Source organism: Aquabacterium sp. (assembly GCF_036273115.1).
Classification (GTDB): domain Bacteria; phylum Pseudomonadota; class Gammaproteobacteria; order Burkholderiales; family Burkholderiaceae_C; genus Aquabacterium.
Window position 1 is genome coordinate 92,663 of record NZ_DASUIN010000023.1, and the last position, 11,530, is coordinate 104,192.

9 protein-coding genes are annotated in these 11,530 nt (G+C 64.3%); 3 read left to right on the forward strand and 6 right to left on the reverse strand.

Going from position 1 to position 11,530, the window contains the following annotated elements; translation table 11 throughout:
- The first annotated feature begins 45 nt into the window (after positions 1-45).
- On the forward strand, positions 46-2,247 hold the full coding sequence (locus VFW72_RS09375; RefSeq protein ID WP_329674025.1) for a hypothetical protein: 2,202 nt from the start codon (positions 46-48) through the stop codon (positions 2,245-2,247).
- Here VFW72_RS09375 and VFW72_RS09380 read toward each other — a convergent pair whose 3' ends face one another.
- The 6 genes from VFW72_RS09380 to VFW72_RS09405 form a co-directional block, all read right to left on the reverse strand.
- Positions 2,248-2,892, reverse strand: coding sequence for a phosphoribosyltransferase (locus VFW72_RS09380; RefSeq protein WP_329674026.1), 645 nt, complete (start codon positions 2,890-2,892; stop codon positions 2,248-2,250).
- Entirely contained in the window at positions 2,889-3,452 is a 564-nt protein-coding gene (locus tag VFW72_RS09385; protein WP_329674027.1) for a phosphoribosyltransferase family protein, read from the reverse strand. The genes VFW72_RS09380 and VFW72_RS09385 overlap by 4 nt, the downstream gene beginning before the upstream one ends.
- 71 nt (positions 3,453-3,523) lie before the next feature.
- A complete protein-coding gene (locus VFW72_RS09390; protein WP_414638789.1) occupies positions 3,524-4,651 on the reverse strand; it encodes an ABC transporter permease in 1,128 nt (375 codons plus the stop codon).
- A 1-nt stretch (position 4,652) separates the two neighbouring features.
- Positions 4,653-7,418 (reverse strand): ribosome-associated ATPase/putative transporter RbbA, encoded by a 2,766-nt coding sequence (gene rbbA, locus VFW72_RS09395; RefSeq protein WP_329674028.1) that lies wholly within the window; start codon positions 7,416-7,418, stop codon positions 4,653-4,655.
- Entirely contained in the window at positions 7,415-8,485 is a 1,071-nt protein-coding gene (locus tag VFW72_RS09400; protein WP_329674029.1) for an HlyD family secretion protein, read from the reverse strand. The genes rbbA and VFW72_RS09400 overlap by 4 nt, the downstream gene beginning before the upstream one ends.
- 78 nt (positions 8,486-8,563) lie before the next feature.
- Positions 8,564-9,511 (reverse strand): fasciclin domain-containing protein, encoded by a 948-nt coding sequence (locus VFW72_RS09405; RefSeq protein ID WP_329674030.1) that lies wholly within the window; start codon positions 9,509-9,511, stop codon positions 8,564-8,566.
- A 150-nt stretch (positions 9,512-9,661) separates the two neighbouring features.
- Here VFW72_RS09405 and VFW72_RS09410 point away from each other — a divergent pair, with 150 nt between their 5' ends.
- Complete coding sequence (locus VFW72_RS09410) at positions 9,662-10,201, forward strand: lipocalin family protein (protein ID WP_329674031.1); 540 nt, start codon at positions 9,662-9,664, stop codon at positions 10,199-10,201.
- Positions 10,202-10,285: 84 nt separating this feature from the next.
- Positions 10,286-11,461 carry a cyanophycinase gene (locus tag VFW72_RS09415; RefSeq protein WP_329674032.1) on the forward strand — a complete coding sequence of 392 codons (1,176 nt, stop codon included), beginning with the start codon at positions 10,286-10,288 and terminating at the stop codon, positions 11,459-11,461.
- The last annotated feature ends 69 nt before the right edge of the window (positions 11,462-11,530 follow it).

The following is an 11,530-nucleotide window of genomic DNA, read 5'->3' on the forward strand; positions in this document are numbered from 1 at the left end:
CGCCGCCCGGCGTGAACCCGTTCACCCTGACTGAAAGCAGACCCCATGAATTCGAGCCTCCACCGTTGGCGTTTTTTCCGTGCCGGCGGCTTTGACCAAGTTCGCCTGGACACCGGCGCCGACCTGGCCAATCTGGCGCAACTCGACCAGAAGCTCTGGGTGGCTTTGTCTTGCCCCACGCAAGGGTTGGAGCTCGACAGCCAGACGCTGGCCCTGGTTGACAGCGATGCCGATGGACACGTGCGGGCGCCGGAGTTGATCGCCGCCATCGACTGGGCCAAGGCGCGATTGAAGTCGCCTGACACGCTGGTGGCATCTGGCTCTTTGCCTTTGTCTGCCATCGATGACAGCCACGAGGCCGGGCGCCTGCTGCTCAATGCCGCACGGCAGATTCTCGTCAGCCTGGGTAAGGCCGATGCCACCTCGATCAGCGTGGAAGACTGCGCCGACAACGCCCGCATCTTTGCCGGCATGGCATTCAATGGCGACGGCATCATCACCCCCAACGGCCACGACCCGGCCATTCAGGAAGCGCTGAGCACCATCATCAACACGCTAGGAGGTCAAGCCGACCGCAGCGGGGACATCGGCGTTGACCTCGCCACAATCGACCGCTTCTTTGACGAAGGCAGCGCCCTGTGTGCCTGGCGTCAGACCCCCGAGACCCAAGCCGACTGCCTGCCCCTGGGAGAGCAGACCGGCGCGGCCTTTGCCGCGCTGAGCGCCGTGCGCGACAAGGTCGATGATTTCTTCATGCGCTGCCGCCTGGCCACGTTCGACCCTCGTGCGGCCAGTCTGCTCAATGGCGACGAAGCCGATCTGCGCGCCATTGGGGCCCATCTGCTCAACGACAGCGCCGACGGACACATTGCCGCCCTGCCCCTGGCCTATGTGCGCCAAGGCGGCGTCCTGCCGCTCAGCGAAGGGGTGAACCCCGGCTGGGCTGCAGCGATGAGCGCGCTCAATGAGCTGGTGGTGCAGCCCATGCTGGGCGAGCGTCAGCAACTGACCGAGCCCGAGTGGCAATCGCTGAAGCAGCGTTTTGCCGTATACCAAGCCTGGCTGGCGGCGCAACCCGTCACGCCACTGGACCAACTGCCGGCCGAAACGCTGCCCCCCTTGGTGCAGGGCGACTTGCGCGCTCGCTTGACCAAACTGGTCACCCAAGACGAAGCCGCGGCCACCGAGGCCGCCCTGATTGGTGACGTGGAACGCCTGGTTCGCTATGTGCGGGACTTGGCCAAATTGGCCAACAACTTTGTCTCCTTCACTGACTTCTACACCCGCCGCGACAAGTCCAGCTTCCAGGCCGGCACGCTGTACCTTGATGGGCGCAGCTGCGACCTGTGCGTGAAGGTGCTGGATGCCGGTCGTCATGCGGCGCTGGCTGCCTTGTCGGGCGTGTATCTGGCCTATTGCGAATGCACGCGCCCTGGCGAAAAAATGACCATTGCCGCGGCCTTCACCGCAGGCGACTCCGACCAGCTCATGGTGGGCCGAAACGGCGTGTTCTACGACCGCATGGGGCGCGACTGGGACGCCACCATCACCAAGATCATCGACCACCCCATCAGCATTCGCCAGGCGTTCTGGACCCCGTACAAAAAACTGACCCGCTTGATTGCCGAACAGGCGCAAAAGCTCGCTGCGGCCAAGGCGAAGGCATCGGATGACTTGGCCCTGCAGGCCGTGACCAAGGCCGGCGAGAAGGCGGCCACCGCCCAGACCCCACCGGCAGCCGGCGGAGCCAATCCGCCGCCCCAACCCCCAGCCCCTTTTGACGCAGGCAAATTCGCCGGCATTTTTGCCGCTGTGGGCCTGGCCATTGGCGCCATTGGTACGGCACTGGCGGCAGTCGTCACCGGCTTCCTGGGCCTGAAGGCCTGGCAAATGCCTCTGGCCTTGATCGGGCTGATGCTGTTGATTTCGGGGCCCGCCATGGCTCTGGCCTTCTTCAAACTGCGCAACCGCAATCTGGGCCCCATCCTGGATGCGAATGGCTGGGCGGTGAACACCCGCGCGCGCATCAACATTCCCTTCGGCACGGCCCTCACGCAGACCGCCAAGCTGCCCGAAGGCGCCGATCGCGCGCTGACCGACCCCTATGCCGAGAAGAAAACGCCCTGGGGTCTGTATGTGATGATTGCCGCCGTCGTATTGGGTGGCGCCCTCTACATTGCCGTGGGCGCCGAAATCAAGGCCTTCTTGCTGCAGGCGCACGGCAGCGCCCCCGCCGCCAAGCCCTGATCAAGGCGTGAGCAAGGTCAGCACCTCGTCGTCTTCGACTTGGGGGAAGGCCCGATAGAACTGCCCCACGGCGTCGAAGCCCGTTGGCGCCAGCAGGCACACCACCTCATCAGCCAGGGGGCGCACCGCCTCCAGCGCCTCGGGTGAGGCCACCGGCACCGCACAGATCAGCCGCGCGGGCCGACGGGCACGCAACCCATGCAAGGCCGCCAACATGGTGGCCCCAGTGGCCAGGCCATCGTCGACCACGATGACGACGCGCCCGGCCGGATCCACCGGCGGGCGCACGGCGTTGTAGCGTGCCCGGCGTTGCGCCATGGTGTGCATTTGCCGCCGCTTTTCCTGCACCAGGTAGGCGGCATCGGCCCCATAGGTTTCGGCATAGGGCGACACATAAGTCCCCCCCTGCTCATCGACCGCGCCCACGGCCAGTTCGGGCTGGGCCGGCGCGCACAGCTTGCGCACCAGCACCACATCCAGATCCCCCTGCAGGGCTTCGGCCACGATGCGCCCCATGGGCACGGCCCCGCGTGGAATGGCCAGCACCAGCGGGTGTTGCCCCCGATAGGATTGCAAGCGTGCCGCGAGTTGCCGGGCCGCATCGTCTCGGTCGCGAAAGAGCCGATCTGGCTCCAGCCAGCTCATGAGGCCGCTCCCGGTGGCACCCAGACGATTTGAAATTCGGGCTCATATGGCGGCACATGGCACTCCACAATGCCGCCATCGGCAATCTGCAGCCGCACCCCCACCACATCGGCACGAATGGGCAAGCGCGTGATGCACCGATCCACCAACGTGGCCACCCGAATGCTGGCGGGCCGTTTGCGCGCGAGGTGCTCGACCACCTTCAAGATCGAATGACCGCTGTAGAGCACGTCGTCCACCACGAGCACATGGCGCCCGGCCAGATCCTTCTCGGCCTGACGCGGATCCTCTTCCAGATGCGTGTCGGGGTAGAGCAAGGTCAGGTCATCGGCATAGCGCTTGACACGCAGATCGACCCGCAACGGCGGCGCGCACCCCTGCTCGCTGACCAGTCGTTCACCCAAAGCATCGGCCAAGGGGGCCCCTCGCCGCAGCACGCCGATCAGCAAGATGGAGCCACAACTGCGCACCCAGGGGGCCAGATCGGCCGCCATGGCACGCAGCACCTGCTGCAACTCCTGCGCGTTGAAGAGACAACTGCGGGCACGCCCGGTTTGCATAGGCCCCTCCGGTCAGAGTCTCGGGGCAGTGTCCTGCAGTTCCCCCCGACGGGCAAGCCCCTAATCCAAGCTCATGCCATTTGCGCAATCGCCTTGCGAAACCGCGCCAATGACAGGGCGAACAACACCGCGCCAATCAGAAACAGCGCCACGAACGAGCTCCACACCACCTCCAGCCCGGCCCCACGGTAGAGGATAGCCTGACTGAGTTCGGTGAAATGTGTGGTGGGTGCCAACGACATCAAGGTGCGCACGCCGACGGGCATGCTCTCGCGCGGTGTCATGCCGCCTGAGAGCATTTCCAGCGGCATCATGGTCAGCATCAGCAGCAGACCGAACTGCGGCATGCTGCGCGCCACGGTGGCCATGAAAATGCCCATGGCCGTGGTGGCAAACAGGTGCAAGGTGGTGCCCACCAGAAACAGCGCAATGGAGCCTTCAATCGGCACCCGCAAGGCCCCCTGGATGACCAGCGTCAACGACACGCTGGCCGCCAGCAAGACCACGCCCGCCATGGACCAGACCTTGGCCAGCATGATTTCGGTGGGGGTGACCGGCATGACCAGCAAGTGCTCGACCGTGCCATGTTCGCGCTCGCGAATGAGCGCCGCCCCGGTGAGGATGATGGACAGCATGGTGATGTTGTTGACCACCTCCATCAACGAGCCGAACCACGAGGGCTCCAGTGCCGGGTTGAAGCGCATGCGCACGGCCATCTCGATCGGCAAATGGCTGTCAGCCCGATAGCGCTGCACGAATTCATTGACCTCGCCCAGCACGATTTGCTGAATGGCACCGTTGCCGGCAAAGGCCTGGCTCATGCGGGTGGCATCGATGTTGAGCTGCACCTGCGGCTGCGAGCCCGCCAGCACCTCGCGCTGAAAACCGGGGGGAATGACCAGCACGAAGGTGTAGCGTCCGGCGTCCAAGGCCGGGTCCACCTCGGCCTGGGTGATGCGTTGCGGCGGCGTGAACTGCGGGGGGTAGAACGCCGACACGATGCGTGCCGACAGCGCCGAATCGTCTTCGTCCACCACGGCAATGGGCGCCCGATTCAAGGTTTCGGGCATGGCGGTCCCCGCCACATAGATGGCCACGGTGAAGGTGTAGACGATGAGCACCAGCATCATCGGGTCGCGCCACAGGCTCCACAACTCCTTGACGCCGAGACGGTAGACATTGACCAGATGGCGCATCATCTCAACGCTCCTGCTTTCGCAGCAGGGCGATGGCCCCACCCAGAATGAGCGGAATGGCCACCAGCAAAGGCCACAGGGCGGCCTGCACATCAGCAAAATCAAGGGCCTTGCTGAACACCCCCCGGCTGATGGCAAACATGTAGGTGGCCGGGTAGACCTCGCCAACCCAGCGCCCAGCCCCTTCGAGTGACGACACCGGATTGATGAGGCCGGCAAACTGCACCGCCGGAATGATGGTGCCCAGCATGGTGAAGAACATGGCCGCGATCTGACTGCGCGTCAACGCCGAGGCCAGCAAGCCCATGCCGGTTGAGCACACGCTGAACAGGAAGCTGGCCACCAGCAGAGCCGCCAAGCTGCCTTTGATCGGCACGCCAAATACCGTGACAGCCGCCACCGCCATCAAGCCGAAATTCAGCAAAGCCAGCACCACGTAAGGCAGTTGCTTGCCCAACAGGAATTCGGTGCGCGTGGTGGGGGTGACGTAGAAATTGATGATCGAGCCCAACTCTTTCTCGCGCACCACGGCCAGGGCCGTCAACATGGCCGGCAGCATCAGCAACAACAGCGGAATGACCGCCGGCACCATGGCCGGCAGGCTCTTCACATCGGGGTTGTAGCGGTAGCGGGTTTCAACCGTGCTCAGCCCTGCCAGCTTGACACCGGTGCGCGCCTGCACCTGCTGCATCACCCATTGCTGATGCATGCCTTGCACAAACCCGCTGACCGTTTCGGCGCGCTGGGGCATGGCCCCATCGACCCAGGCACCCACTTCCACCGTTTGTCCGCGCTCGGCTGCCCGAGCAAAGCCCGGCGGAATCTCGATGGCCAGCGACAACTCGCCACTGCGCATGCGCCGGTCCATCTCGGCATAGTCGGCAATGGGGGGCTGCTGCACGAAGTAGCGAGAGCCCGACAAGTTAAGCGCGTAGTTTTCGCTCAGTGGGGTCTGATCCCGATCGAGCACGGCGTAGCGCAGGTTCTCCACATCCATGCTGATGCCATAGCCCATCACGAACATGAGCAGCAAGGACCCCAGCATGGCCAGCGCCCCGCGAACCGGATCGCGTTTCAGCTCGAGCGCCTCGCGCCAGGCATAGCTGTAAATGCGGCGCAGACTTTGTCTGACACGATGGAGAATGCTGCGCCTGGCGTCGGCTGAACTCATCTCAGGCGACACTGGGGCGTCGACAGGCTCAGGCTCGACTGCCGCCTCTCTGGCGCCATCGGCTTCCCGCAGGTAGTCCATGAAAGCCTGCTCCAGGTTGACCGCGCCGCGGCGCGCCACCAGGGCAGCTGGCGTATCACTGTCGAGCACACGACCGGCATGCATCAGCGAAATGCGATCACAGCGCTCGGCCTCATTCATGAAATGGGTCGAGATGAAGATCGTCACGCTGTCCTGGCGCGCCAACTCGATCATCAGGCGCCAGAAGTTGTCGCGTGCAATGGGGTCCACGCCCGAGGTCGGTTCATCCAGAATCAACAACTCGGGCTTGTGCACCATGGCCACCGCCAGCGACAGCCGCTGGCGAATGCCCAGAGGCAGCTTCTCGGGCAAGGCATCGAGTACGTCGTGCAAATCGAAGCGTCGCACCATTTCGCCCACGCGCTCGGCCAGCATGGCCTCAGGCACATGAAACAAGCGGGCGTGCAGCACCAGGTTCTGTCGCACCGTCAGCTCGCCATACAAGGAAAACGATTGCGACATATAGCCCACCCGGCGGCGGGTGGCCAGGTCATGCGGGTCCACTTTCTGACCGAACAACTGGGCCTGCCCATGGGTGGCCGGCAAGAGTCCGGTCAGCATCTTCATGGTGGTGGACTTGCCGCAGCCGTTCGACCCCAGAAAGCCGAAGATTTCCCCCCGCCGAATGCGGAAGCTGACGTGGTCGACCGCCACACAGTCGCCAAAGCGCATGGTGAGGTCTTGCGCCTCGATGGCCAGATCCTGCAGACCCTGGTTGAGCAAAGGCGGAATCACCACCGGCTGGTGACCACGCCGCTTGGCCTCAGGCAACAGCGCAATGAACGCGGCCTCCAGCGTGGCCACGCCTGCACGGTCCATCAAGGCTTGGGGCGTGCCTGTCGCCAGCACCTGGCCCTCGTCCATCGCGACCAGCCAGTCAAAACGCCGGGCCTCGTCCATGTAGGCCGTGGCCACCAGCACGCTCATGCCCGGCCGACTGCGCCGAATGCCATCGATCAAAGCCCAGAACTGCGCACGCGCCAGCGGGTCCACACCGGTGGTGGGCTCGTCGAGAATCAACAAGTCGGGATCGTGGATCAGTGCACAGCACAGGCCCAGCTTCTGCTTCATGCCGCCAGACAGCTTGCCAGCCGGACGGTCCAGAAAGGCGTGCAAGCCCGTGCTGCGGGTCAGCCGATCAATGCGCCGGCGCCGCTCGCCCTCGTCATGCCCGAACAGGCGCGCGAAGAACTGCAGGTTTTCTTCCACCGACAAGGTGGCATACAGGTTCTTGCCCAGGCCTTGCGGCATATAGGCAATGCGCGGGCAAGCCTGGGCACGGTGCGCCGGATCGGCCATATCGCCTCCCAGCACCAGCACGCACCCTTGCTGCACGGCGCGTGCGCCGGCGATCAAAGACAGCAGACTGGATTTGCCCACGCCATCGGGCCCAATCAGGCCCACCATGCCGCCCGCAGGCAGATCCAGGCACACATCGCGCAAGGCCCGGGTGGGCCCGAAGCGCAAGCCCACGTTCTGCAGGCTCACCACAGGGGGCAGCAAGCCTGGTTCGGTCACGGGATCGCCTTTGCGTTCAGTTCAGCGGGCCAGGGCGCATTTGGATCGAGACGCACCCAGGCCACGCCCGGCAGACCTGTTTTCACGTGCTCGATGTGCTTGAGCAGCAGGGCACGGTCAATGCGCGCTTTCACCCGAAACATGAGCTTCTGGCGCTCGCTCGCAGTTTCCACGGTCTTGGGTGTGAATTGCGCGGCGCTGGCCACAAACGAGACCTTGGCCGGAATGGCAAACTGCGGCACCGCGTCCAGCACGATGCGCACCTCACTGCCTAAGGCAACCTTGCCCGCCACGGTTTCAGGCAGGAAGAAGGTCATGTAAACATCGGCCAGGTCAACGAGGTTCAGCACCTTGCCGCCCCCGCCCAGCACTTCGCCAGGCTGTGCCACCAGGTACTGCACGCGGCCATCGCGGGGCGCTTTCAGTTCGCAGTCAGCCAGTTCCACGTCGATGCGAGCCAGCGTGGCTGCCGCCGCCTTCACGGCAGACTCGGCGCTGTTGACCTGCGTGCGAGCCGCAGCCTCAGCCGCTTTCGCTGCATTGACTTGAGCCTTGGCGGCCACCAGTCCCGCCTCCAGGCTGCGTACCTTGGCGCGATCGTCATCCAGCACCTGATCGGTCGCGGCACCTTCTCGCACCAAGGTCTCGGAGCGCTTCAATCGCCGCTGAGCGGCATCCAGATCACTTTCACGCTGCACCACCACCGCACGCAGCGCCTCCAGGTCGCTTTCTCGCAAAGAAACCTGCGCGATGGCACCACTGACACCGTCACGCGCCTGCTGTAAACGCGCCGCGGCTTCATCGCGCTGGGCCAGCAGGCTTTGCACCTGCATGCGGGCCAGAATCTGCCCCGCCTTCACAAACTCGCCCTCCGCCACCAACACGGCGTCAAGGCGACCCGCCACCTTCGTGGCGACGTCAATTTCGGTGGCTTCGAGCCGGCCGTTTCCGCTGACCACCGTGGGCACGGAGCCGTTGCCACGCAATGGGCGCCAGAGCTGATAAGCCGCCCCCGCGGCGATCAGCACCACAACCGGGATCAGCCATTTCTTCCAGTTCAGGGTCATCGCAAGCCGCCTGTGAGCAATGGGTCAAGATGGAAGTCCATTTTGACCCAAGCTCACCGCGACTCGAAGGGGGCTACATCAAACAATGACACCCGTGGGCAAGATCACCTTGTCAATGACGTGGATCACGCCATTGCTGGTCAACACATCGGTGGCCGAAATATTCGCCGTGCGCCCCACCTGGTCCGTGATCTGCAGGCTGGCATTCACCGTCAAGGTATCGCCTTGCGCGGTCGTGACTGGCGAGCCAACCGGCACCTCGGCCTTCAGAACGCGGCCGGGCACCACGTGATAGGTCAGGATTCGAGTCAGGAGGGCAGTGTCCGAAAACAGGGTGGCAGCGTCGACGTTCAGTTCCGTCAACGCGGCCGCAAAGGCCGCATTGGTGGGGGCGAACACGGTGAAGGGACCGGTGCCCTGCAGGGTGCTCACCAGGCCAGCAGCCACGACGGCATCCACCAGCGTGGAGAAGTCAGAAATGCCCTGCGCCGTGGCCACGATGTCCTTGTTGGCCGGCAAGATGACCTTGTCGATCACGTGGATCACACCATTGCCACCATCGCGGTCGGTGGCCGTGATGTTGGCGGTGCGGTTGCGCCCGTCGGTGATGAAGGGCCTGGCGCCTGCCGAGATTTTGAAGATGTCGCCTTCCACCGTGGTGATCGCCTTGCCGAAGGGAATGTCAGCGGCTTTCACGCGTGCACCCAGCACATGGTAGGTCAGCACCGAGGTCAACAAGGCACGGTCAGCAAACAGCGCCGACTTGCTCACCCCCAGTTCGGCCAGCAAAGCTGTGAAAGCGTCGTTGGTCGGAGCAAAGACGGTGTAGGGGCCGCCTGTACGCAGGGTCGAGCTCAGGCCGGCGGCATCCAGGGCCTCGGCCAGCACGCTCAGGTTCTTGTCAGACCGGATGACCTCCACCACATCATGGGGATCATCGTCTCCGCCTCCGCAGGCAGACAAGGTCAACGCCGCCACGCTCGCGGCGGTCAACTGCAGAAAACGGCGCTTGCTCAGATCAGACATGGGTCTCTCTCCATTGGGGTTAGGTCAAACACGACCAGCCGGCACGAACGGCTGGTTCAGTTGGTGAACTGCACGGTTCAAATGCTATTCCACAAGGTTTTCCTTGTAAACTTAATGGTTATTTACCCCCCTCTCGATCGGAGACCTGTCATGAAGCTTTGGTCCTGGATTCCCCTGCTCGGTCTGATCGCTGGCTGTCAAACCACCACCCAGCCGCCGCAGGCCGCCCTGCCCGTACAGTCCGTTGCCAGCGTTGACCTGAACCGCTACGCCGGCACCTGGTATGAGGTGGCCCACTTGCCCATGTTTTTCCAGCGACAGTGCGTGGGCGACACCACGGCGCTGTACACCCCCCAACCGGACGGCAGCATTGCCGTGACCAACCGCTGCCGCACCAGTACCGGGTTTGACGAGGCCCATGGCCAAGCCACCCCCGTTGAAGGCGGCGGCAACGCCAAACTGAAGGTCTCGTTTTTCTGGCCGTTCAAGGCCGATTACTGGATCATTGGGCTGGATCCCGAATACCGCTGGGCTGTGGTCGGCAACCCCAACCGCAAGTACCTATGGCTGCTCTCACGCACCCCCACCCTGGCGGCCGATCAACAAGCCAAAGCGCTCGACGTGGCCCGCGCACAGGGCTTCGACCTCAGCGCTTTGGAGTTGACGCCCCATCGCACCCCCAACCCTTGAGCCCCACCTGATCAGGGCTTCTCAGCGAACGGGGTTTGGGGTTCAATCGGACAAGACATTCCCACCCCTCCACCCCGTTCGACCATGCCCTTTACCCCATCCGCCCTCGCCTACCTGCGTCGCCTCACCCGCCTCGGCCTGGGTCTGGCGCTGGCCACCGCGCTGACCACCGCGCACGCCGGCAAGAAGCCCTATTCGTACGACTACGTGGGCAACCCGCAGGCCGCGGTGTCGATTGCCACCCCACCCGGCACCCCGTCGTTCGTGCTCATGGGGGGCGGCCCCGATGTAGATGAGGCCTTCCGCTGGATGATCACCCGCGCCGGCATCCGCCCTGGCACCGGCGGCCGCTTCGTCATCATCCGCGCCACCGGCACCGACGCCTACAACCCCTACATCTACTACAGCGACGCGACCAACAACACCAACGGCACCGGCGCCGATGGCTGGGTCGGTGGCGCAGCCTTGGGCCTCAGCTCGGTCGAAACCCTGGTCATTCCCAGCACGGCCGCAGCCAACGACGCCTTCGTCAATCAAGTCGTCGGTCAAGCCCACGCCGTGTTCATTGCAGGCGGCGACCAGGCCGACTACATCAAGAACTGGAAAGGCACCGAACTCGACCGCACCTTGCAAGCCCTGATGGCGCGCCAAGTGCCGATCGGCGGCACCAGCGCCGGCCTGGCCGTTCTGGGCCAGTTCGACTATGCAGCCCTGCGCGGCACCGTGACCTCAACACAAGCCCTGAGCGACCCATACAACAAATACATCACGCTCGACCCCGCGCCCTTGAGCCTCACCGGCGGCTTCATCGCCCCACCCGCCCTGGCCAACACCATCACCGACTCGCACCTCGACAGCCGTGACCGCATGGGCCGCCTCATCACCTTCGTCGCCCGCCTGGTCATGCCCAACGGTGGCACCGGTTGCCCCGGCGGCGTCTTGCCGGCCGGCTCCTACGGAGCGCGCGGCATTGGTCTGAGCGTGGAAACTGCGCTGCTGGTTCAGGGCAACGGAGCCCACCAGCCCGTCACCGCCCGCCGCGTCACCAACGTGTCCACCACCACCCCCAGCGCGGTGTACTTCGTTCGGCCCTTGACGCCTCCCACCCAATGCGCCAGCGGCCACCCCCTGACTTCCACCGCCGTCGAAATTCGTCGCCTCGACAACAGCCAGACCGAGTTCAACCTCAGCGACTGGAGTGGCATCCCACCCTATTACGTGGACGCCATCTCTGGATCGCTCACAAGCAACCCGTACTGACCATCGCGCGCCGGGATCTGCCCTGATTTCGCAGATCCCTGTCTTGCATCAGGGCGGCGCGGGTTCGCC

Bases quoted from the DNA above. Each gene is read 5' to 3' on its own strand.
- VFW72_RS09375 (WP_329674025.1), top strand. From the start codon at position 46: ATGAATTCGAGCCTCCACCGTTGGCGTTTTTTCCGTGCCGGCGGCTTT.
- VFW72_RS09380 (WP_329674026.1), bottom strand. From the start codon at position 2,892: ATGAGCTGGCTGGAGCCAGATCGGCTCTTTCGCGACCGAGACGATGCG.
- VFW72_RS09385 (WP_329674027.1), bottom strand. From the start codon at position 3,452: ATGCAAACCGGGCGTGCCCGCAGTTGTCTCTTCAACGCGCAGGAGTTG.
- VFW72_RS09390 (WP_414638789.1), bottom strand. From the start codon at position 4,651: ATGATGCGCCATCTGGTCAATGTCTACCGTCTCGGCGTCAAGGAGTTG.
- VFW72_RS09400 (WP_329674029.1), bottom strand. From the start codon at position 8,485: ATGACCCTGAACTGGAAGAAATGGCTGATCCCGGTTGTGGTGCTGATC.
- VFW72_RS09405 (WP_329674030.1), bottom strand. From the start codon at position 9,511: ATGTCTGATCTGAGCAAGCGCCGTTTTCTGCAGTTGACCGCCGCGAGC.
- VFW72_RS09410 (WP_329674031.1), top strand. From the start codon at position 9,662: ATGAAGCTTTGGTCCTGGATTCCCCTGCTCGGTCTGATCGCTGGCTGT.
- VFW72_RS09415 (WP_329674032.1), top strand. From the start codon at position 10,286: ATGCCCTTTACCCCATCCGCCCTCGCCTACCTGCGTCGCCTCACCCGC.